Below are 22,821 nucleotides of genomic sequence, written 5' to 3' on the forward strand. Positions count from 1 at the left end.
AAAGGAACTCCGTGGAGTTCCTTTTTTGTGCAACAGCAAAAAATTAAGTCAGTAGGCCTTCAAGAATCTGCTCATAAATTTCAGCCAGTGGCTCTAAATCATCAATATTCACGTGTTCATTGATCTGGTGAATGGTCGCGTTCAGCACACCCAGTTCCAGCACTTGTGCACCGGTTGGCGCAATAAAGCGGCCATCTGACGTTCCGCCCGAAGTAGACAGTTCAGTTTCGACACCGGTCACATTGCGAATTGCATTTTTGGCGGCATTGACCAGTTCACCTACTGGGGTCAGGAATGGTAAACCGGACAGTGTCCATTGAATGTCATAGTTCAGTTGATGACGGTCCAGAATTTCCAGTACCCGAGCTTTGAGCTGCTCAGCAGTCACTTCAGTCGAGTAGCGGAAGTTAAAGGTCACGGTCATGGTACCTGGTACCACGTTGGTTGCACCGGTACCGGCCTGAATATTCGACACCTGGAAAGAGGTGGCCGGGAAGTATTCGTTGCCATTGTCCCAAACGGTTTCGCACAGTTCGGCCAGCGCTTTAGAGGCAGTATGAATCGGGTTAATCGCCAGATGCGGATAAGCCACATGGCCCTGTTTGCCTTTCACAGTTAATACCGCATTTAATGAACCACGACGGCCATTTTTGACAATATCACCCAGACGATGGGTACTTGATGGTTCACCGACCAAACACCAGTCCATTTTTTCATTGCGAGCTTCCAGGGTTTCAACCACCTTTACGGTACCGTTAATGGATGGACCTTCTTCATCTGAGGTAATTAAGAACGCAATTGAGCCTTTATGATCTGGATGTTTGGCCACAAAGCGTTCTGAAGCCACCACCATGGCTGCCAATGCCGTTTTCATATCGGCACTACCGCGGCCATAGAGCTTGCCATCACGAATTTCTGGAGCAAACGGGTCAGAATGCCAGGCATCTAAACTACCGGTAGGGACCACATCGGTATGACCGGCAAAACAGAACACCGGGCCTTCTGTGCCTTTACGCGCCCAAAGATTATCGACATCTTCAAAACGCATTGATTCAATGTTGAAGCCAATCTTTTTTAAGCGTTCCGCCATGATGTCTTGGCAGTTATGATCAACAGGTGTTACGGAAGGTTGACGTAATAACTGTAAGCTGAGCTCGAGCGTATCTGAGTGGTTCATGGCTTTGGAATCATGCAAAAAATTTGCCCCTATAATAGGGGAATCATGCCGAGAAGGGGAGTTTTAAATATAAAAAAACCTTATCAGGAGATAAGGTTTTTGCCGGGAATCTGCATTGAAATTTGATTATTGACGGATTTCGTCCTGAGTTTTTTCAGCCGTATTACTTACCGCATTACCTGCTGAAGAAACATCTTCACCTAGACCTTTTACTGTATTACAACCAGTCAGAACAAACATCATTAGTAATGAAGTCGCTAGAATTTTTTTCATCATCATCTCCGTATCATTAAGCATAAATTATTCTGATGTGAAAATTAGAGTAAGAAATATACAGCCAAAAAAATATAGTGCTTTGATTGTGGTTGAGTAATTAAATGTTGTTCAAAGATAGGCTTTTAGTCCAATAGTGCTGATAACACGCATCCATCAGCACCGGGTTACGATACATATAAAATGCTGACTGCTCCTGATTCAGATATAAACCGTTGCCCCAGAATGCGTTGGCTGAACTGCTTGGACTGGCATGTGGGCAAATCCATTCATGCCGTTGCAGCCGGTAAAAATCCTGATGATTTTGCGGCAAATGCTGGCCCCAGGTGCCAATTCTGCGCTCGGGATTGACCCAGTCGGGAAGAGCCTGTGCAGTAACATGTTCAGGCAGATACAGCTGGCCTTTTAATACGGCAAAGCGCTGTTGAATGGTATGACCTTGGGCCTGCTGAAACTGAAACTGCTTTTGAGTAAAGTGGGTTAACTTGCGTAATAAGGTATCGCTGCGGTTCAGCCCATACCAGTAGGGCAGGCTCAAATCACGTTCAGCCAGATAATATTTGAGTGCCACTTCCCAATGTTCAACTTGCTGGTGGTCATGGTTTAGCAGCAGAAAATCGAGTTCGCCTGTGGTGCGTGGTCCATCAATTATCTGAATGCTATGCCCGAGCAATTCATAAGGATGATAGTCACGCTCGGTCAGCCAGAACCAGAGCAGCATTTCAAAACGCAGCCCCAGCCGGGTACTTTTGAGCTGGCTTAAAAAATCTTCCAGTGCGGCCGGATGCTGGTCTAAATACTTCAGCCGGCTTTGATAATGATCAAAGTGTTGTAACCAGCAGTCTGTGGGATGAAAATCAAAGCCATAACGCTGCTCCAGTGCTGGTGGCAGCTGCTGTAAAATGTTGGGACTGGCCACGCTAAAGGCCAGTTGCCGCACCAGCGGATTGCGGAAATTTAACCAGGGTTCAGCAGAAATATCAGTAAAGGTGTTAGGCGACATCAGTAAATCCATGGTTAAACAGCAGAATTACAACGAAGAAAAGTTTAAAAACGCTTTATACTAGCGCAATTCGACGGGTAGGGTTGCGGTATGAGAGTATTGTTTTGGCGAAGTTTGGTGGTGATTTTTGTCATCCTCGGCTTCATTGGTGCAGTGTTGCCCGGTATGCCAACAACAGTCTTTCTGATTTTAGCGGCCTGGGCCGCGTCCAAAGGCTGGCCGCAAATGGATGCCTGGTTGCTGAACCATCCCAAATATGGCCAGACCTTAAGAGACTGGCGTGCCAATGGCACCGTACCGCGTAAAGCCAAATGGTTTGCCACCATCATGATGCTGATCAGTGCCTGCATCATGTTATTTACCACGGCTCCGCTGGCAGTCAAAATTTTTACCAACCTGACCATGTTTGTGGTGGCAATCTGGTTATGGCTACGTCCTGAACCTGTTGTTGTCACTCCACCAAAGGTAAAGCAAGAATGATCTACCCTCTACATGCTGCGGATATTCTGGTTGATTTATCTGAGCAGACCTTATATCTACCAAAACACAATAAACTGTATGTGGTGTCTACCGGTGAAAAGGGCATTGGTGAAGCAGAAAATAGTGGCAAAACCCCACGTGGCTGGCATCAGGTGGCCCTCAAGTTTGGTGCAGATGCGCCGGAAAATACCGTGTTTATTGCCCGTCAGCCAACGGGTGAAATTTATGATGATGAGCTGGCCGAACAGTTTCCTGAACGTGACTGGATTTTGTCCCGTATTTTATGGCTATCAGGGCTGGAGGATGGTTTTAACCAGGGCGCTGGCTGTGACACCTTTAAACGTTATATTTATTTGCATGGCACGCCAGATACCGAACCGATGGGCATTCCCAAGTCGCATGGCTGTATCCGGATGCGCAATCGCGACATTATCGAGCTGTTCGAGCTGATTCCAGAACAGGCATTGGTGTATTTGTCTGAAAAGCGGCTGGATTTTAGCCCCTTGGCCATTGAACCACAGCCATAAGACTTAAGCCTGAATTTTGCTGCCATTTTTCACAGGGAAAAAATAAAAATGTGCAGGCGAGCAGGGGGGGGGAATTGCAAGAAATTTCTTCTATTCTCAAGTGGGCTAAAAATAAAATTTTTTGAATAAAGTCAAATAACATACAGAATTTGTTTGTTTTTCTAGCGAATCACTTATTTTTTAATCACTCAGTCATAAAAAAGTGAAAACTGGCAGAAAAGCGTTTGACAGGCGGTAAAGATTCTCTATAATGCACCTCACAAACGATGAAGACGTTAAGGGCGCTTAGCTCAGTTGGTAGAGCGTCTGCCTTACAAGCAGAATGTCGGCGGTTCGATCCCGTCAGCGCCCACCAAGCCTTTACGTTAAAGATTCTTACGTGCAGCGGTAGTTCAGTTGGTTAGAATACCGGCCTGTCACGCCGGGGGTCGCGGGTTCGAGCCCCGTCCGCTGCGCCACTTAAGCTTCTTTAATATTCGTTTGAACCACAATAGTGACTTTGTGTAAGTGCAGCGGTAGTTCAGTTGGTTAGAATACCGGCCTGTCACGCCGGGGGTCGCGGGTTCGAGCCCCGTCCGCTGCGCCATTTACATAAAACGCTTTTGAGGGCGCTTAGCTCAGTTGGTAGAGCGTCTGCCTTACAAGCAGAATGTCGGCGGTTCGATCCCGTCAGCGCCCACCATGATTCTTTTGCGATGCAGCGGTAGTTCAGTTGGTTAGAATACCGGCCTGTCACGCCGGGGGTCGCGGGTTCGAGCCCCGTCCGCTGCGCCATCTCAAAGAATAGCCCTATAAGTTTCCTGAGCTTATAGTGGAATCAAGATTGACAATCTTAATCAGGGCGCTTAGCTCAGTTGGTAGAGCGTCTGCCTTACAAGCAGAATGTCGGCGGTTCGATCCCGTCAGCGCCCACCATATTCAAGCTGTAAAGCTTAAAAGACCTTAATTGCTTACGCAATTACCGTTGCAGCGGTAGTTCAGTTGGTTAGAATACCGGCCTGTCACGCCGGGGGTCGCGGGTTCGAGCCCCGTCCGCTGCGCCATTTTTCATGCCCTGATGTGAAAAATGTGATCAATTACCAAGACTACACACTTCGTTGGTCTTGCGTCGTAAAAAATAATATATTATTTTTTACTCTTCAGGGCGCTTAGCTCAGTTGGTAGAGCGTCTGCCTTACAAGCAGAATGTCGGCGGTTCGATCCCGTCAGCGCCCACCATATCTTTCTTGCCTAAATCTTAAATATTCCATAGAATCCCAGCATTATAAAACAATAAAATGGACTGGATGATCTATGCGCAATCCATATCAACGCAAGGCCGCGTCTAAATCTCAAACTTCAAGCTATAACGTTCAAGATATTTACAAACAGTTTATTGAAATTATGGTCAGCCAGGGACAAGTGTTTGCGCTGTATCATGATGGCTGGGCCTTATGTGCCACACCCACCGGACAGCGTGCTTTTGCGGTCTGGCAAAATAAAAGTCTGGCCAAACTGCTGGTCAAAGACAACTGGGAAAATTACGATATTCAGGAAGTCAGCTTTAAAGATTTTATTGAAAAAGTCCTGCCATTTTTAAGACAGGAAAGCACACTGGTGTCAATGAATCTTAGTCCCGAAGGGCAGAATGTACTGGTGGCACCGGAAAAGCTGCTGCTGGATATTAAAAACTATCTTTACCAGATTTATCTGCAAAAACCTGAAGTCTATAAAAACCTGCAACTGCCTTCGCCACGTTCCATTCGCCTTAATTAATCTTTATTGGGTATTAATATTCATTGAGCAGCCAGCCGCTTATATAAGCAAAATATTCGCGTAACCAGGAGTTATAGCGAATATAGAGCGGCGTGGGTGCGCTATAGGATAAGGGCTGCTGATAGCCCTGTTTGCGGGCAATGGCCAGCGCACGCGGTAAATGAAAATCACTGGTGACCACGGCAATCGGATCACTGAGCTGAATGTCGTGCTGTGCCAGCAAGGCCTTGGAATTGTGGAAATTCAGAGCGGTACTGGTGCTGCGTGCTTCCAACAGAATTCGTGTTTTCGGAAGATGATGTTGCTCTGTTAAATAGTGCGCCATCACTTCGGCTTCGGTCCACTGATTCCCAAAAGCGGCGCCACCACTGACGATAATGGGAATCTGCGGCAGCTGCTTGGCCAACACTGCCCCGGCATCCAGGCGTTTGGCCAAGGTTGGCGTTGGCTGGTTGTGCTGGATTCCCCCGCCTAAAATCAGAATCGCCTGCGTATTCGGATTGGGCTGGCTATGCAGGCTTTGCCAGTGTAAGTAGCCAAAGAACAGTACCACACTGAGTAGCCAGACCCAGAAAGCACCCCATACTAAACGCCAGCCTTGTTGATAGATCGGGCGCTGTCGAATCCAGCGCTGTAGCGGAACATAACACAAGGCATAAATGAACAGTGCTGCACCGAGCAGCATCGGCAGCAGCGTACCAAAGTGAAAGCTGTTCAGGCTGAGCAACCACAGACCATTGGCCAGCAGTAGAACTGCAGCCATCAGGCTAAAGATACGTTTCAGTGGGGCGTGGCTGTGACTCTGCATGGCGGAATAATCATAAATAGCGTGATGTATCTGCAGATTATAAAAGATCAAGATGAAAAAACCGGACATCAAGTCCGGTTTTTTCAATTTTAGTTTTCAGCAAGTTAGCAAAACTTAGTAGACATCACGGCGGTAACGGCCTTCACTGCGTAACTGATCCACCGTCGCTTCACCAAGCAGTTCAATCAGGGTCTGGTCAACATCGCTGGCCATGCCATCAATACTGCCGCAGACATAAATCACGGCACCTTGCTCAATCCAGCGTTGCAGTTCTTCGGCCTGTTCACGCAATTTATGGTGTACATAAACTTTCTGTTCCTGATCACGCGAGAAGGCCACGTCCAGACGCTGCAACATGCCGGTGCTTTGCCATGCAGACACAATATTTTCATAGAAAAAGTCATGTGCGCGCTGACGTTCACCGAAAATCAGCCAGTTCTGGGTATAGTCATGACGGATACGTGCCTGTAACAGACTCATCAGTCCGGCAATACCAGTCCCGTTACCAATACAGATGATTGGACGGTTGTCATCAATCAGGTGGAACGACTCATTGGTGCGAATGCGCAGGGCAATACTGCTCTGTAGCGGCGCATGTTGGGTGAGCCAGCCCGAACCAAGACCCAGTTGACCTTGGGCATCGGATTGCTGACGGACCACCAGACGCAGAATCTGCTGCGATGGAATGCTGGCAATTGAGTATTCACGTGCAGGCAGGGTCGGTAACTGTTCCAGTAACTGTTCCAGATTGGCAAACGGCTCGACTTCAATGGTCAGGTCTTTGTCCCAGAGCGCCTGTTCAATCGGTTCACCGGTCGAATCTAGCAGGGTACCCGGCTGAATCTGATGCTGTTGTATAAAGGCTGCCAGACGCTCAGGACTGTTCCCTGGCTGGATTTCGGCAATATCACCGGCTTCCCAGTGTGCTTCGTGTTGCGGCGCCAGCTCGATATTATAGGCTGGTGCACCCAGACTGTTCGGATTGAGCAGATCACGCTGTTTCAGAATCCAGCTGTCAAAGGTCTTGTGAATGTCCATGCCTTGCAATTCAAGCTGGGTGGCTTGAGCTAGTGCTGTATTCCAGCGTTGGATATCTTCATTGCTGGCATTGTCCACTTCAATGGTGGCAAACAGAGGCTGCGCCTGATTGCGTTGTAACCACTGATCAATTTTATGACCAAAGCTGCAGTAGCTGTCCGGATATTCCTTGGAGCCCAGCGCCAGTACCGCATAACGCAGATGCTGTAAATTGGCCGAGCTGCTCAGGATTTTCTTGTCAAAGCTGGAGGCTAAATCAGGTGCTTCACCGGTACCATAGGTACTGGCTACAAACAGCACCTGTTCTACCGATTGCAGATCTTCCAGACTCAATTGCTGGACCGGTTTCACGGTCACTGGTTGACGCGCTTCCTGCAAACTGGTCGCAGTACGCCAGGCCAGCTGTTCCGCCACGCCGGTTTGGGTGGCATAGGCAATCAGCCACGGTTTGGCATTTGGATCAACCGTGACGGCGCTTGCGCTATTCCGTGCTGCCTGGGTCAGTTTCTTCTGCTTGCGACGTTTCAGATACAGCATCCAGCCGGTGACAAAGAACAGCGGCATCAGCAGGGAAGCGACCATGGCAAAGAACTGGTACACCGGACCAAAGAAGCTGCCACGGTGAACCGGTAACATGCTGCTCATGATTTTTTCATTGAGCTTTTTATCTTCATACAGGCTGATGTCGGTGAGGCTGGCCGTCTGATAGTTATAGGTTGCACTATTACGGGCACGTTCATGCTGCGGTACTGCATCGACAAAGTTCAGGCTGACTTCACCATTGGCCTGTTTGGGCAGATTCAGGGTCATGGTTGAGTAGTCGCGTCCCAGTTGTGCCTGTACGCCAGTCCAGGTCTGGTTTAATACAGCCTGCATTTGCAGCGAATCCAGTCCTTCCGCACGCTCACCACGACCTTCACGCGCAGCACCTTCGCCACGTTCACGGCCTTGCGGCGCATCACGCTGACCTTGCGGCGCGGCATTGGCCTGCATTTGCGGTTGTGGACGCTCTACGCCCAGCACCTTGAACATGCCATTACGCCACCAGTCATAAGACCAGTACAGGCCGGTACAGGCCAGAATCAGGTAGAAAATCACCACCCAGGTGCCGACAACGGCGTGTAGATCCCAGATAAAGTTCCGGCCTTTGAGTTTTGGCTTCACAAAGAACCACTGTTTTACCGAATGCTTTTTCGGCCAGCGTAAATACAGACCACTCAAGACAAAGAAAATCAGCATCAAGGTACAGGCGCCGGTAATCTGCTTGCCGACCGGGCCAACGGTCAGGTTACGGTGTAACTGCTGGATAAACTGGAAAAACTCACGGCCTTTAATTTCGGGTAACACTTCTGCGCTGTAGGGGTTAACCAGCACATTCTGGCCACGGCGTGCGCCTTCTTTGGCAATATTGACACTCGAAGATGCTGCCGGATCGGAGGCGATAGTAATGCTATTAATTTTGGTTTCAGGTTGAGTCAGCTGAAAATGCTGATAGATTTCCGCCGGGGTGAGCTTGGCCCGGTTTTCGACCTGCACGGTATAACTGTCCGGATTCATCCATTTTAGAATTTGTTGTTCATAGGAATAAATCGCACCGGTAACACCCATCAGTGCGAGAATCAGGCCTGCACTAATTCCAAGGAACCAGTGCAGCTGGAAAAATATTTTTTTAAGCATAGCAATACAGCAGCAGTGTGAAGAGAACAATGGGCGAAATTATAACTGAAGAATAGCGAGATGGAATAGAGTTTGAATATAATATTTATTCTCATTATCATTTAGATTGGTACAAACCGGATAAAAAAACCTCCAGCAGGGTGGAGGTTTTTTTGAACATACAGGCTTAAAGCTGTTTTGGCTCACCTACAGATTCAAGCAGGTGCTTACGAATGGTTTTAAAAGAAAAGTTTTTAGAATCCAGACGTTTTGGCAAGATATAAGCGCCTTGCTGACCTTTGACGGTAAAGTTCACCAGAATGAAATCCGGGGTAGAATACCATTCGTAAATGTCTTTCCAGCTAATCGCGCCCATGCCTTCTTGCAGGCCCATTTGCTGACGCATGATGATGCCGTGCGGTTGTACGCCTAGACGGATGCCTTTAATTTCCTGTACCGGAAATTCATTCATTTTACGTTTGGCATACCATTCCAGACCGAATTTACGGATCAGGAAGTACAGCACCACACAGACCAGAGCCACCCAGCAGAAAATGGTGGAATAGTTCTTGATCAGGATAATCCCCAGAATAGACAGGGCCGTAATAATGCCCATGATCGCCCAGGCTTTGGTGCCAATTTTGTTGGTGCTACGCCAAATTAAAAGCTGGGCATGACGCTGCTCGGCTTCGCTAATGTCGTAGTTCACAGGCTGTAAAGTATAAGCGTATAAATTTTTCGCGGTCATAGTGGAACTAACAAATTTCAAACTCAGAAAAGTTTAGCATTAATTACAGCATTTCAGGAGTCTATTGTTGCAAAATCATCCGAATTATAACGAGGCCAGTTCGGTGGCATCCTGATCACGGTCATGGCTTAAACTCTGTTTCAGCTGACTCAGTTGATGCAGGATGGTCAGCATCAGCGATAACTGCTGTAAAATAATAAGTCCCTGTTGATCTTCCTGATGATTTTGGCTTAAACGCTGCCGGATGGTATGCAGCATATTTTGTGAAGACAGATCCGGTACTTCATCGTTCAGCAAGGCACCGCGAATATCTTCCAGCGCTTTATCCAGCAGGGTTAAAATCTCCGGATCTTCAATTTTTTCCCGGTGTGCGCCCAGCGCGGCAATATAGCTGATAAAGGTATGATTCAGGCACAGCAATTCAAAAGCCTGGGCTTTTTGCGAGGCATCAAAATCCGGCTCAGTGGCCAGGGTAGAAATGAGCGAGGCCAGTTCGGCATCGGTATTATGCGCTGCACGGCGTACCACGCGATAGGTCAGGCCGTTATTGCGCCCGGTTTTGTATTGCTCGATCACTTCGGTCAGATAATCACACTGCGCATTTAAGGCACGGCGAATGGTGCGCGGTAAACGGCGGAATTTCCAGTCCGGGAAAATAAAGCTGACGCCAAACCAGGCCAGTGCACAGCCAATTAAAGTATCAATCATACGCGGCAGGGCGGCGGCAAAGCCCATGCCATCGAGGTTAAAGTTAATCAGCGCCAGAATGGTAATAAAGGCGGTGGCTTGGGCATACTGCTTACTGCGTAATTCAAAGAACAGAATTCCGCTGACTACCAGCAGCAACAGCTGACCTTCGACCGACGGAATAAAATATAAGATGCTATAACCGACCAGAATCCCGACCAGGGTGCCGACAATCCGCAGGCGTAAGCGGCGTTTGGTGGCGTTAAAGTTGGGTTGGGTCACAAACAGTGCGGTCAGTAAAATCCAGTAGCCGTATTCAATATTGGTGACCTGGACAAAAATATAGCCAATCAGCAGCACCGCCGATAATCGAATGGCATGCCGGAACAGCACCGATTCCGGAGTTAAATGCTGCTTGATCCGGATGACCATATCATCCCAGCCTTTCAGGTCATCATCTTTAAGTTGGTTTTCAATATGTTTGGTTTTATCCAGCTTGATATAACGCTCGGTTTCCAGGTTGCGTAACTGCGCATCAATAGATTTAAGGTTCTGATACAGGGCAAACAGGGCATTGACCCAGACCTGATCATACTGCTGTTCGCTACGCAGCTTTTGCAGCGAATGTTTCAGGTTTTCAAAGGCATGTTTAAAGCGTTTGCTGTGAATATAGGGTTCACGCTTCAGGATGCTTTCGCTTAAATCTTTACAGGCTTTGCCCTGAATCGCCAGAATGCGCTGGAAACGGAACAGGATGTCGCTGTGCTCAAAAATTTTGGCCAGTTTCTGATAGTCAATATGCGCGGAGTCGGCGCGTTCATGAATATCCTGGGCAATAAAATAATATTGCAGGCTGCGGCGGGTATCTTTCTGGCCGCGGTCACCTTTTAAACGGGTCAGTAGCGCGGTTTTCAGTTCATTAAACAGGCCAATCAACTTGCCGTTTTCCATTGACAGGTCAATCAGGCTTTGCTGATAGCTGCCGGGTGTCATATCGACATCAAACAGATTGGATTTGGCAAACAGGAAATCGCCTAACGAGGCATAGCTTTGCGAAAGTTTGTCTTGTAGCTGCCGTACCGGAAACAGTAAAAAGCTGATGGTGGAAATCAGCCCGTACCAGACTGCACCAACCACCAGCAAGGCTGGCTGGGTGTACCAGTCTTCAAACAGGTCCACGCCGAGCATGGCATAAACCGAAATCACCAGACAGCCATAGGCAATGGTGGCATAACGCCGGCCCAGAGAACCAAGCAGAATCAGGCCGATACAGGAGATAATCAGGCCAATGGCAAACAGCACCGGATGTGGAAACAGCAGCTGAATGGAGGCGGCGGTAATAAAAAAGCCGATATAGGTATAAGTCTGGTTCAGGATTCTTAAAGAGAAGCGGTCATCAATATCACTTAAACCGGCTGCGACCACGCCCAAGGTTAGCGGAATGGTGGCCAGCTGATAGCCGAGCAGATAAGGAACAAAGGCGGTGCCGGCAAAGGCGATCATCATCCGGATGTTATAGATAAAGGCCGTGTTGTAGGCAATGTGTTTGAGACGTGTGAGCCAGGATTTCAAGACTGTTCCTTAAACGAAGCCAGATGCTATGCAGCGGGCAGCAATTATGTGAAACTTCACTTTCAGTACCCTGAAATAATACTATGGACTGTGTACCTTGTCTTTAAATCAGTCATTTAAAAAAGAAATATGAATATGTCCGATTCCCATGCCAGTGCAAGCCCGCAGCAGCAGTATCCATCTTCCTGGATTTTACTGCTGGCATTGTTGACCTCGCTTGGTCCGCTGTCGATTGATATGTATCTGCCGGCCTTGCCCCAAATGGCAGATGATTTTGGGGTCAGCACACAAATGGTGGCCAATAGTCTACCGGCTTATTTTTTGGGCCTGGCGATTGGACAGTTAATTTATGGCCCTTTAAGTGACCGGATTGGCCGTAAAACCCCACTGTATTTTGGTTTGGGGCTGTATTTTCTGGCCAGCCTGCTCTGTGTTTATGCCCAGGATGAATGGAGCCTGATTGCTGCGCGGGTGTTACAGGCCTTAGGGGGCTGTGTCGGGGTGGTGATTGCCCGTGCGGCAATTCGTGACCGGCTGGATATGCAGGCTTCCGCGCAGGCTTTTTCCAGCATGATGATTGTGACCGCAATTGCGCCCATTATTGCGCCGGGTCTGGGGGCGATTGTGCTGAGCTTTTTTGACTGGCAGGCGATTTTTGTCTGTCTGGCCATGATGAGTTTAGTCTGCTGGTTGTGTGTTCATTTTTTCTTTCAGGAAACCCTGCCGCCAGAGCGCCGTCTGAAATTGAATTTCTATCAGGTGCTGACCTTATATCTGGCCATTTTTAAAGACCGCAGTTTTTATTTACCGATGATTGCCGGCTGTTTTACCGGTGGGGCGATGTTCTGTTATATCAGCAGTTCTGCCGCTGTTCTGATGGATGGTTATGGCCTGAACCAGCAGCAGTTTTCGATTGCTTTTGGTGCCAATGCGGTCGGTATTATGCTGGCCTCGACCTTAAACAAGCATTTGGCAACCAGCAGCTCTTTAATGACCCGTTTAAAAATAGGCGGTACGGTGCAGGGCACTGGCGCGCTAATTCTGGTCATCGCCGGGCTGATGAGCCATGCGCCGATTGTTGTGGTTTTTGCCGGGCTGTTTTTAGCTGTGGCCGGAATTGGTTTTACCGGCCCCAATGCCATGGCGTTGGCGATGTCGGAGCAGGGTGCCCGTGCCGGTACAGCTAGCGCGATTATGGGCAGTATGCAATTTAGCTGCGGTTTAATTGGCGGCTTAATGTTGAATGTACTGATCTGGGATGCTTTATTAAATATGGGCAGTGTGATGCTGCTGTTTATTCTGATTGGGGTGAGTGCGATGTACATTATGCATCGGGAGCGGAAATTAAAAACCGCCTAAACCCGATTCATCTTTACAAATAAAAAGAAGAAACCCGGGTGGTTTCTTCTTCGCTCTTTAAGCTGTTGCAGCGTGAGGGCCAGAGCTAAAAAATTATTCTACAAACACGGCAAATTCTTCGACCGGTACGCGCGGGGTAATAAAGCTATTTACAATATGCTCTGGATCGGCATAACCCAGGGCCATACCACAGACCAGTTCTTCATCGGCCGGGGCGTTTAAGACCTCCAGTACAATGCGATGAAAGCTATTCCAGGCTGCTTGTGGACAGGTGTCCAGCCCGCGTGCCTTGGCGGCAATCATCACGTTTTGCATCATCATGGAAAGATCCATTTTTGAACCAATTTCCAGGTCACGGTGTAGGGTAAAAAACAGGCCTACCGGTGCATCAAACAGCTGAAAATTACGCAGATGCTGCGCGGCCATCTTCTGCTTTTCACCTTTTTCAATATTGAGTAGGCCATACAGTCCCCAGCCATTTTCACGGCGCCGCTCAATAAAAGGCGAGAACCATTGTTCCGGATAATAGGAAAAGGTGGCCTGATAATCGGCCGCACGTTCAGGATGCAAATACAGTTCAGTTTGTGCCTGACAGACCCGATCAATGAGTTCCTGACGCTTTTCACCGGTCACCACATACACCTTCCATGGCTGAATATTGGTGCCAGAAGGTGCGCGGCTGGCCACGCTTAGAATATCTTTAATCATTTGCGGATCGACCGGCCGATCCAAAAAGGCACGTACCGAATGACGCGAGCTAATGGCCTGATCGACCAGTTGTACTTGTCCTTTATCCATGAAAAATCCCTTAAAATGTTTATGTTCTAATCAACTGTCGCTATATACAATAGTCTAATATTTAACCGGGTGGGTAACTTTTGCTTTTCGATAAAACTATGATAATTCGATATTTTTACAAACGAGAATTAGAAAAATTGATCAGTCCTTTATCCTTATACGTTAAAATTGATTTTAATAAAATAAATTAATTGTTAGATTGAAAGCATAAAACGATTACAGTTTTGTGTAATTCTTTATCGATAAGACTTTTAATTAGTTGATAAATAGCAAAAGTGTGATGATTAAATGACATTTAAATTAGGGATGCTTGCCATCTGAGTCAGTATTTAAAATGTCTTAAAAGAGCACGGATGCGCATTATTTTTTACTCTGGAGAAACTCATGGATCGTAAAATCCAAACTTCACTTATCACAAAAACATTAGCGGTCGCAATTACAGCAGCAATGGCCTCTACGGTACAGGCAGCAAGCACTGAACAACAACAAATTCAAGAATTACGCCAAGAAGTACAAGCACTCAAAGCTTTAATTCAACAGCAGCAACAGGTTCAGCAACAGCAACAAGTCCAGATTCAGCAAGTTCAGGCACAACCGGCACCTGCAGCAAAATCGGCTTCACCATTTTCCTTAAAGTCGAAGGGCGGTGCTGAAGTCAATCTGTACGGTTTTGTGCGTGGGGATGCTGCGTATCAAATTGAAGGTGGTAATGGAATTTTTAACCGTATCCACGCCGTTAGCTTGGGCGATGACAATAACGCAACTGAAGACCGTTTTGATTCAACCGCAACCACTACACGCCTTGGTTTAGACTTTAAAGGTCCAGTCGCAGGGAAAGATGTCGGCGGTAAAATTGAGATTGATTTCCGTGGTACTAATGACAGCGTACGTATTCGCCACGCTTACTTAACTATGGACAACTGGTTATTGGGTCAAACCACTTCATCCTTCCTTTCCGGTGAAACTACACCTGAAATGCTGGACTTTAACTCACCACTCGGTATTGGTACTTACCGTACACCACAAGTGCGTTATAGCGACAAAATTAATGCAGACACGACTTATTTTGTTGGTTTAGAAAAAGGACATGACGATAACAGACTGCCGGCAGCAACCGCAAAAGTTGCACATAAATTTGCTGAAGGTGCAGGTACGCTGACAGGTCGAGCGCTGGTCCAGGAAGTTCGTGCGCGTGATGTAGCTGACGAAACAGATTTTGGCTGGGGCTTGGCTGCGGGTGTAAACTTTAAACCAACTGAAACCTTAACTTTAAATGCCGACTACTCTCATGTAACGGGTGATGACAAGTTTATTCTATACACCAATGGGAATGAGCGTTATTCAGTAGATGGTAATGACATCGACTTAAAAGAATTTGATGCATTTACTTTAGGCGCTACTTTGAAAATTACACCAAAACTTCGTAGTACATTAGGTTATGGTGCAGTCTTCTTTGATGATGCTGTAGGTGAAGAAAATGACGAATTACAGCAAGGCTGGTTAAATGTCATGTATAACCCGGTACAACCAATTACCTTGGGTGCTGAATATGTTTACGGTGAACGTGAAACAGCTGATGGCCAAACAGGTAAAGATAATCGTATTGGTGTAATGGCACGTTATAACTTCTAAGTGCTGAACCAAAAAAGAGGTGGCTTGCCCCCTCTTTTTTTTATTTACCGATTTTTAAAAAAACAATTTTAAATTCAGTTGCTTAAATTTATAGTTAAAAGCAATAAGTTAGACTAATAGCGAATAGCGTTAAAAAAATAAAGATTTTTAGAGAAAAAGATGCATAATGTGCGATTTTTTAAGCTGTATTGTTCAGCTTTTTCTATGAATTAAGATGTATTTGTTGGCTACATGAAGCAATGCATTTTCTATGTTTAGGAGCCTATATGAGATTATCTTTCTATAGTAAGCCTATTCAGAGATTTCAGCCTGACATTACCCTGCCACTGAAGTGTCTGTATTTTATTTTTCACTCCCTCTTTTTCAGGCAGTGCCGGTTGATATGAATTTGAGGAGCGAAGCTGAGTCTTGCGCTCCAGCTCAGATGCTTCTTCGCCAACTCAGAACTTTTTCTGATTTACATTATTCATATTGCAGAGTTTTCCCGTTTATTTAAATTAAACAGAGCAGCCTTATCATAAAAGGTGCTTATATCATCAGGTTTAAATAATCAGAACCGGAAAACAATAAGCATTGACCATATTAAATGGATATTGCCATGGAATTTACTTTTAATGCGTTTTACACCTTAATTGCGGCTGTAATCGTTCTCCTTTTAGGACGTTTTTTAGTTAACAATATTGATTTTCTAAGACGTTACAACATCCCGGAACCTGTCGCGGGCGGTTTGGTCGCTGCGGTAGTGTCTTTAATCGTGCACAATTTCTGGGGCTACAGCATTACCACCAGTAGTGCGCTACAAACCAGTTTTATGCTGATTTTCTTTGCCTCCATCGGTTTAAGTGCCAACTTTGCCAAACTGCGTGAAGGCGGTATTGGTCTGGTGATCTTTCTGATCGCAATTTCACTATTCATCATTGTACAAAACTTTGTCGGGATTAGTCTGGCGACAGTATTGGGCATTGATCCGCTAATTGGTATGATTGCCGGTTCCATTACCTTAACCGGTGGTCACGGGACTGCGGGTGCATGGGGTGAAATCCTTGAGGTTGAACATGGTATTCAGGGGGCTTTGGCCCTGGGGATGGCCAGTGCGACCTTCGGTCTGATTATTGGTGGTATTATTGGTGGGCCATTGGCCAAACTGCTGATCAACCGTTATCAGTTGGCTACACCACGTACCGATGCGCAAATTGAACAGCGTGACAATACGCCAGTTGAACCGGTACCGGGTGAGTTTGTGCCATTTGAATATCCGCATCAGGTGCGTTTAATTACCGCAGACAATGCCATTACCACTTTAGGTTTATTTGCAGCCTGTCTGGCCTTTGCCGAGTTTATGACCGGTTATGCCAAAGGCACGCTGTTTGAGTTGCCAACTTTCGTCTGGGCTTTGGCTGGTGGGGTAATTCTGCGTAACGTATTAGAAGGTATTTTCAAAGTCACTATTTTTGACCGTGCGATTGACGTATTTGGTAACGCTTCATTGTCTTTATATTTGGCGATGGCATTGCTGTCATTGAAATTATGGCAACTGGCAGATCTGGCGGGCCCGCTAATGGTCATTCTAGGCGCGCAAACCATCACCATGGCCTTGTATGCGGCCTTCATTACCTTCCGTGTTATGGGTAAAAACTACGATGCTGCTGTACTGGCTGCGGGTCACTGTGGTTTTGGTATGGGTGCAACACCTACTGCGGTTGCCAACATGCAGGCCGTTACCAATATGTACGGTGCTTCTCATAAAGCCTTCCTGATTGTACCGCTGTGTGGTGCTTTCTTTGTCGACTTGATTAATGCGACTGTCATTCAAGTCATTCTTAAGTTTTTTGTTTAAGTAATTTGAGTGGAAAAGCCTTGTTAAAAGGCTTTTCTTTTTAGGATGACTCAATCAGCAAAGGGTGCGAAAAAATGAATGAACAATTAAATGAAACCCTAATGTCCTGGGTGACGCTTCTAAATACCCCGCTGTGGGATTTTCTGGTGATCTTTCTGGTCGGTGTCGGGATATTTTATACCCTGATCACCGGCGCTGTACAAATTCGCCTGTTCTGGCACAGTATTAAAGCCATGAGGTCGAGCCGTAAAAAAGGCGAAGACAGTTATGGGATTACCCCATTTCAGGCCCTTGTGACCGGTTTGGCCAGTCGGGTCGGGGTCGGTAACGTTGCCGGTGTTGCGATTGCGATTGCGATTGGTGGTCCGGGTGCGGTGTTCTGGATGTGGTTTACCGCATTTTTAGGCATGAGTTCGGCCTTTGTCGAATCTTCACTGGCGCAGCTATTTAAGGTGCGTGATACCAGCAACCATCAGTTCCGTGGTGGTCCGGCCTATTACATTACCCAAGGCCTGAAACAGAAATGGCTGGGTGTAGTATTTGCGGTTGCCCTGATTTTAACTTACGGTTTCGTGTTTAACGCGGTGCAGGCCAACTCGATTATCAGTGCCACATCACATGCCTGGGGCTGGAATCAGGCCAATCTGACTGTTCCAATGGGTGCATTCAGTTTTGAACTGTCCTGGTTGGGTCTGGTTCTGGTTGTCATGACCGCCATGATTATTTTTGGCGGGATTAAACGTATTGCCAAAGTGGCAGAGAAATTTGTCCCGATTATGGCGCTGCTGTATCTGGTGGTGGCATTGTATATCGCCGTGATTAATCTGCCGATTATTCCGGATATTTTCCGCCTGATTTTCAGCAAGGCTTTTGAATTTGATGCCGCTGCCGGTGGTTTCTTTGGGGCGATGGTGTCGATGGCGATGATGATGGGCATCAAGCGTGGTCTGTTCTCCAATGAAGCGGGGATGGGTTCTGCACCAAACGCGGCTGCTGTGTCGGATGTAAAACATCCAGTGAATCAGGGGCTGGTACAGATGCTGGGCGTATTCGTGGACACCTTTATTGTCTGTTCATGTACCGCAATCATCATTTTGTCTTCCGGTTTATATCAGAATGCCGGTTTTGAAGGGGTGACCCTGACCCAGATGGCGCTGGAAAGCCAGATTGGCCATTGGGGTGATGACTTCCTGGCCATTCTCCTGTTTATGTTTGCTTATTCGTCGATTATTGGGAACTACGCCTATGCCGAAGGTAACGTGCAGTTCATTAACAACAACCGCAAGATCATGCTGATTTTCCGTCTGCTGGTGCTGTTTATGGTGTATTTCGGCGCGATTGCCACCGTACCACTGATCTGGTCGATGGCCGATCTGTTTATGGGCGTGATGGCCACCATCAACCTGTTTGCCATTTTACTGCTGACGCCATTTGTGCTGATGTTGCTAAAAGACTTCAAGGCACAACTGAAGCGTGGCGTGAAAGAACCGGAATTTAAACTGGACAATCATCCTAAATTTAAAGACCGGGTTAATTCCGATATTTGGTAATACAAACAGCAACAGCCTCATCATGAGGCTGTTGTTTTATTAATAGCAGGTTATCTTTTAGATGCTTTAGCTTAGCAAAGACAGCAAACCCATATACACGCCAAAGCTACCAATCAGGCTGACCCACACCGGCAGTTTGCTTTTCAGTAAAACAATCACAAACATCACAAACGCCAGATCCAGCACTGATGTTAAATAATCCTGTCCCATATCAACAATGAGCGCGAGCAATAAACCCACCACCGCGGCATTAATACCAATCACCGCATGTTTGATTTTGTCCTGATGCATCAGCCAGGACCAATGCGGCAGGGTAGCAAAAATCAGAAAGAACGAGGGCAGGAAAATGGCGATGGTGGCAATGATCGCGTTCAGCACAGGATAGGCAGTTAAATCCAGAAAATAGCCGACATAGCTGGCAAAGCTGAATAAAGGACCCGGCATGAGCTGGGCAAAGGCATAGCCTAAATCAAACTGCTGGGCTGAGATCATGCCGGTACTGACAAAGTCCTGATGCAGCAGCGGTAAAATAATATGCCCACCACCAAAGACCAGTGCAGCAGACTGATAAAAGCCTAAAAAGCCTTCAGCCAGCAGATTCGGATTGATCCAGTTCAGCGCACCGAGCAGCAGAAATGGACAGATAAATAAGATTAGCCAGAGTGTAGTCGAGCCGAAACTGCGCTGTTCCAGCTGAAAACTCGGCGTGGTATGACTGCCGCTTTGAGGTTGTGCTTTGGCAATCCACATGCCGGCCAGACCAGCCAGCACAATCACCAAAATCTGGTTATATGACAAGGGCAGGAACCAGATCATAAGCGCAGAGACAAGCATCAGCAGGTATTGCCACCAGCTTTTGCAAAAGCTTTGCAGCATTTGCCAGAAGGCCCAGAACACTACCGCCAGTACAATCAGTTGAATGGCATGAAAATACGCCGAACTGATCCATGGAAATAACTGCTGACCGATAAAGGCCAGTAGCGTCATCAGTAAGGCCGAGGGCAAGGTAAAGCCCAGCCAGGCCACCACCGAGCCTAAATAGCCACGTTTTAAATAGCCAATGGCCAGTCCGACCTGACTGCTGGTCGGGCCGGGTAACAGTTGCGCTAAAGCGACGACCTGGGCATAGTCTTCATCTTTGAGCCAGTGCAAACGCTGTACAAAAGTCTGGTGAAAAAACACCAGATGCGCGGCTGGGCCCCCGAAAGACAAGCATCCCAGCTTAAAGAAAATCAGAAAAATCTGTGAATAAGATAAAGAAGACATTGGCTAGAATTTTAAAAAACCCGACTTAAGTTTAAACTGAGCAGATGACAGTTTAACGAATTTAAACAATGCACTGCAGAAAATCTCCTTAGACTACAGCAGGCCTGTCGAGTTCAGATCGAGGAATTCATGTTGAATAAAAATCTTGGCTTTATCAGTGTGATGGGGGCAGTCATGCTGACCTTAGGCGCCTGTCAGCATCTGCCAGAACAGCATCAGCGGGTGTCCTCCCAATTACTGGCGACCTCGGCAATGGCAGAGGCCAGCCAGCAGAACGCACGCATGAGTTTTAAAACGTTGCCGCAATATACCGGACAGGACCCGGTCATTGCCTTGGTACTGGGCAGCGGCGGCGCGCGCGGTTATGCCCATATTGGCGTGATTGAAGTGCTGGAACAAAATGGCATCCGTCCAGATTTTATCGTCGGGACCAGTGCCGGCAGTATAGTCGGGTCGATTTATGCCAGCGGCAAAAGTGCGCATGAGCTGCGTCAGATTGCCCTGAACATGAAAGCCAATGATGTCCGTGACATCAAACTGGATATGAAAGGTTTCTTCGATGGCAAAAAAGTCGAGAACTATGTCAATACGCAGGTCAACCAGTTGCCGTTAGAGCAGCTGCCAATTCCGATGTATGTGGTGGCCACTGAATTAAAACAGGGCAAGAAAGTGGTGTTTAATGCCGGCAATACCGGACAGGCGGTACGGGCGTCGGTGTCAATTCCAAGCATGTTTATTCCAACCCGAATTGCCGATGCCGAATATGTCGATGGTGGACTGGTCAGTCCGGTGCCGGTAAATGTCGCCCGCGAACTGGGTGCGGACATTGTGATTGCGGTCGATATTCTGGCCCAGCCGATGTATACCGAAACCAGCCATGTCTGGGGGCTGTTTAACCAGAATATTAATATCATGCAGAAGCATCTGGCTCAGGAAGAGCTGAAACATGCCGATATTGTGATTCAGCCAGATTTACGCGAAAAAGCACATATTTTTGATGTGCAGGGCCGCGAAGCCACCATGCAGGCCGGTGTGGTCGCCGCCTATGGCAAGCTGGGGCAGATTTCGCAGGTCTATCAGCATAAAGGCTATGCCGATGGTCACCGGATTCAAACCTATAACCTGCAACAAAATACTGTTGATACACATTCGGGGCGCTAGAATGCTGCCGGTTTTTTTCTATAACTTAAGTCGAATAAAAATGGCAAGAATGCTCATATTGCAATTTGCTTTTGGCGTTAATTGCCTGATGTTATTCAATAAAGGTATTTCGATTCATGCTCAAAAGGTTGCGATTAATATTTAAAGTTTATATATAAGTGTATTTTAATTCAGCTATTTAAGTTTACCTATTGTTAATAAAGCTCTTATACTGGCCGCATTAGAATATAATGATTTATCTTAGAAGCTAAAACTGAGCAGGGCATGAGCATGAAGCAATTACACATTGGACAATCTGTACAACTGGCCAACATGGAACAAATTATTTTTACCATTAAAAAAATTAATGCTGATGGTTCCTATGAAATTGAAGCCCAGCTCGATGTACAAAATGTTTTAAATTATGGTCACGTGTCGCCGGAAATGTTGCGTCATATCAACCCGGCTTAAAAGCTCAGGCAGTAAAAAGTCCAATTTTGGGCTGAACTCATCTGCCCGAATGGAAAAAATCCACCTCCTGACGCGCCTGCTGAAATCCTGTTCAAGTGGTGTCGGGATGTGGATAAATAATTGAAAATTCAAGTAATAGCGCAAAACACTATATATTTTTCTAAATAATACCCCAATCACCATAAATAATAATGATGACTTTATTGCCGAATTGAACATTTAATTTGTGTTAAAAACGATATAATAATATTCACATATCCTGTCTTTTATAAGAGCCGAAAACAAGATGTCCCCATTAGATCAGCTTAAACCCATCTTAGAAGATCAATCTGAATTAACCATGTCGGTGTTAATGACGCCAGATATGGCAAACTTTTCCGGTAATGTTCATGGGGGAACAATTCTAAAATTACTGGATCAGGTGGCTTATGCCTGTGCCAGCCGTTATTCAGGCAGCTATGTAGTTACACTTTCGGTAGATAAAGTGAACTTTAAGGAACCAATTCATGTCGGCGAGTTGGTGACGTTCCTGGCCAGTGTAAACCATGTAGGCCGTACTTCCATGGAAATTGGCATTCGCGTCGAAGCGCAGAATATTCAAAAACGCACCGTGCGTCATACCAACAGCTGCTATTTCACCATGGTCGCAGTTGATGAGCAGGGCAAACCCAAACAGGTGCCGGCCTTAAATCTGGACAATGACTGGAAACGCTGCCGTTTTGAAGCGGCAGAACAGCGTAAAGTGGCACGTTTACAGGAAGGTACTCATCCATCTTGCAGTATTTACAAGAAGTCGATTTAAGTCCGACTTTCACTGTGTTGAAGAAAGACCTGAAATTTCAGGTCTTTTTTTATTGCCAAATTTTTTCATACCAGACGGACTTTGTTGCACAAACCTAGCATAGACGGCTTCTTCAGCAATATAATTTCCAAATGAAGAAGCCTACACACAAAATCTACCGCACAACCAATTGGCCCGCATATAACCGAGCTCTCATTAATCGTGGGAATATTGCCATTTGGTTCGATCCAAAAACACAATGG

Annotated in this window: 19 protein-coding genes, 8 tRNA genes and 1 pseudogene; 19 read left to right on the forward strand and 9 right to left on the reverse strand. The window is 46.7% G+C overall.

The features are described from left to right. Positions 1-43: 43 nt before the first annotated feature. The 3 genes from dapE to FTT64_RS07730 form a co-directional block, all read right to left on the reverse strand. Entirely contained in the window at positions 44-1,177 is a 1,134-nt protein-coding gene (gene dapE, locus FTT64_RS07720; protein ID WP_005179534.1) for a succinyl-diaminopimelate desuccinylase, read from the reverse strand. A gap of 126 nt (positions 1,178-1,303) precedes the next feature. After that, complete coding sequence (locus FTT64_RS07725; protein ID WP_005179532.1) at positions 1,304-1,450, reverse strand: entericidin A/B family lipoprotein; 147 nt, start codon at positions 1,448-1,450, stop codon at positions 1,304-1,306. A gap of 100 nt (positions 1,451-1,550) precedes the next feature. After that, positions 1,551-2,453: a DUF1853 family protein gene (locus FTT64_RS07730; RefSeq protein WP_180182254.1), complete on the reverse strand. Its 903-nt coding sequence runs from the start codon at positions 2,451-2,453 to the stop codon at positions 1,551-1,553. 90 nt (positions 2,454-2,543) lie between these two features. Here FTT64_RS07730 and FTT64_RS07735 point away from each other — a divergent pair, with 90 nt between their 5' ends. The 11 genes from FTT64_RS07735 to FTT64_RS07785 all read left to right on the forward strand — a co-directional run bounded on the left by FTT64_RS07735 (position 2,544) and on the right by FTT64_RS07785 (position 5,215). After that, positions 2,544-2,933, forward strand: a complete 390-nt coding sequence (locus FTT64_RS07735) for a YbaN family protein (protein WP_075167111.1) — start codon at positions 2,544-2,546, stop codon at positions 2,931-2,933. Further along, a complete protein-coding gene (gene elsL, locus FTT64_RS07740) occupies positions 2,930-3,460 on the forward strand; it encodes a cell wall-recycling L,D-carboxypeptidase ElsL (RefSeq protein WP_104488696.1) in 531 nt (176 codons plus the stop codon). Before FTT64_RS07735 ends, elsL begins: the two co-directional genes overlap by 4 nt. A 279-nt stretch (positions 3,461-3,739) precedes the next feature. Then, positions 3,740-3,815 (forward strand) — tRNA-Val (locus FTT64_RS07745). A gap of 26 nt (positions 3,816-3,841) precedes the next feature. Beyond that, positions 3,842-3,918: transfer RNA gene (locus tag FTT64_RS07750), tRNA-Asp, on the forward strand. A 51-nt stretch (positions 3,919-3,969) separates the two neighbouring features. After that, positions 3,970-4,046 (forward strand) — tRNA-Asp (locus FTT64_RS07755). Positions 4,047-4,066: 20 nt separating this feature from the next. After that, positions 4,067-4,142 (forward strand) — tRNA-Val (locus FTT64_RS07760). Positions 4,143-4,157: 15 nt separating this feature from the next. Beyond that, positions 4,158-4,234: transfer RNA gene (locus tag FTT64_RS07765), tRNA-Asp, on the forward strand. Between the two features lie 65 nt (positions 4,235-4,299). Beyond that, positions 4,300-4,375: transfer RNA gene (locus FTT64_RS07770), tRNA-Val, on the forward strand. Between the two features lie 51 nt (positions 4,376-4,426). Further along, positions 4,427-4,503, forward strand: a tRNA-Asp gene (locus FTT64_RS07775). A 99-nt stretch (positions 4,504-4,602) separates the two neighbouring features. Beyond that, positions 4,603-4,678: transfer RNA gene (locus tag FTT64_RS07780), tRNA-Val, on the forward strand. Positions 4,679-4,753: 75 nt separating this feature from the next. Then, positions 4,754-5,215 (forward strand): DUF2750 domain-containing protein, encoded by a 462-nt coding sequence (locus FTT64_RS07785; RefSeq protein WP_005179520.1) that lies wholly within the window; start codon positions 4,754-4,756, stop codon positions 5,213-5,215. 13 nt (positions 5,216-5,228) lie between these two features. Here the strand turns inward: FTT64_RS07785 and FTT64_RS07790 are convergent, their stop codons facing one another. From FTT64_RS07790 to yccS, 4 genes are all read right to left on the reverse strand, one after another. Further along, positions 5,229-6,023 (reverse strand): YdcF family protein, encoded by a 795-nt coding sequence (locus FTT64_RS07790; RefSeq protein ID WP_180182255.1) that lies wholly within the window; start codon positions 6,021-6,023, stop codon positions 5,229-5,231. A 114-nt stretch (positions 6,024-6,137) separates the two neighbouring features. Continuing rightward, positions 6,138-8,738 (reverse strand): sulfite reductase flavoprotein subunit alpha, encoded by a 2,601-nt coding sequence (locus FTT64_RS07795; RefSeq protein WP_180182256.1) that lies wholly within the window; start codon positions 8,736-8,738, stop codon positions 6,138-6,140. 166 nt (positions 8,739-8,904) lie between these two features. Beyond that, complete coding sequence (locus FTT64_RS07800) at positions 8,905-9,465, reverse strand: YcxB family protein (RefSeq protein ID WP_005179510.1); 561 nt, start codon at positions 9,463-9,465, stop codon at positions 8,905-8,907. A gap of 84 nt (positions 9,466-9,549) precedes the next feature. After that, on the reverse strand, positions 9,550-11,724 hold the full coding sequence (gene yccS, locus FTT64_RS07805) for a YccS family putative transporter (RefSeq protein WP_168384284.1): 2,175 nt from the start codon (positions 11,722-11,724) through the stop codon (positions 9,550-9,552). Positions 11,725-11,859: 135 nt separating this feature from the next. On the opposite strand from yccS, the gene FTT64_RS07810 reads away from it, so the two are divergent. Next, positions 11,860-13,083 carry a multidrug effflux MFS transporter gene (locus FTT64_RS07810; RefSeq protein ID WP_104491504.1) on the forward strand — a complete coding sequence of 408 codons (1,224 nt, stop codon included), beginning with the start codon at positions 11,860-11,862 and terminating at the stop codon, positions 13,081-13,083. A gap of 93 nt (positions 13,084-13,176) precedes the next feature. Here FTT64_RS07810 and FTT64_RS07815 read toward each other — a convergent pair whose 3' ends face one another. After that, complete coding sequence (locus FTT64_RS07815; protein ID WP_104988312.1) at positions 13,177-13,881, reverse strand: nitroreductase; 705 nt, start codon at positions 13,879-13,881, stop codon at positions 13,177-13,179. A 384-nt stretch (positions 13,882-14,265) separates the two neighbouring features. Here FTT64_RS07815 and FTT64_RS07820 point away from each other — a divergent pair, with 384 nt between their 5' ends. From FTT64_RS07820 to FTT64_RS07830, 3 genes are all read left to right on the forward strand, one after another. Continuing rightward, positions 14,266-15,513, forward strand: coding sequence for a DcaP family trimeric outer membrane transporter (locus tag FTT64_RS07820; RefSeq protein ID WP_005179502.1), 1,248 nt, complete (start codon positions 14,266-14,268; stop codon positions 15,511-15,513). A gap of 598 nt (positions 15,514-16,111) precedes the next feature. Next, the gene (gene gltS, locus FTT64_RS07825) at positions 16,112-17,350 is read left to right on the forward strand and encodes a sodium/glutamate symporter (protein ID WP_104505555.1); all 1,239 of its coding nucleotides are present in this window, start codon (positions 16,112-16,114) and stop codon (positions 17,348-17,350) included. Between the two features lie 74 nt (positions 17,351-17,424). Further along, on the forward strand, positions 17,425-18,900 hold the full coding sequence (locus tag FTT64_RS07830; RefSeq protein ID WP_005179500.1) for a sodium:alanine symporter family protein: 1,476 nt from the start codon (positions 17,425-17,427) through the stop codon (positions 18,898-18,900). A 66-nt stretch (positions 18,901-18,966) separates the two neighbouring features. Here FTT64_RS07830 and chrA read toward each other — a convergent pair whose 3' ends face one another. Continuing rightward, the gene (gene chrA / locus FTT64_RS07835; protein WP_005179498.1) at positions 18,967-20,166 is read right to left on the reverse strand and encodes a chromate efflux transporter; all 1,200 of its coding nucleotides are present in this window, start codon (positions 20,164-20,166) and stop codon (positions 18,967-18,969) included. A 129-nt stretch (positions 20,167-20,295) separates the two neighbouring features. On the opposite strand from chrA, the gene FTT64_RS07840 reads away from it, so the two are divergent. From FTT64_RS07840 to FTT64_RS07855, 4 genes and pseudogenes are all read left to right on the forward strand, one after another. Then, positions 20,296-21,327: a patatin-like phospholipase family protein gene (locus FTT64_RS07840; RefSeq protein ID WP_177155914.1), complete on the forward strand. Its 1,032-nt coding sequence runs from the start codon at positions 20,296-20,298 to the stop codon at positions 21,325-21,327. A 270-nt stretch (positions 21,328-21,597) separates the two neighbouring features. Beyond that, positions 21,598-21,777, forward strand: coding sequence for a hypothetical protein (locus tag FTT64_RS07845; protein ID WP_225876368.1), 180 nt, complete (start codon positions 21,598-21,600; stop codon positions 21,775-21,777). Positions 21,778-22,063: 286 nt separating this feature from the next. Continuing rightward, positions 22,064-22,579: an acyl-CoA thioesterase gene (locus FTT64_RS07850; protein ID WP_005179490.1), complete on the forward strand. Its 516-nt coding sequence runs from the start codon at positions 22,064-22,066 to the stop codon at positions 22,577-22,579. Between the two features lie 131 nt (positions 22,580-22,710). Continuing rightward, positions 22,711-22,821 (forward strand): annotated as a pseudogene (locus tag FTT64_RS07855) (IS5/IS1182 family transposase); the annotation flags it as partial.

Source organism: Acinetobacter sp. Q186-3, assembly GCF_013420655.1.
In the GTDB taxonomy this organism is placed as follows: domain Bacteria; phylum Pseudomonadota; class Gammaproteobacteria; order Pseudomonadales; family Moraxellaceae; genus Acinetobacter; species Acinetobacter indicus.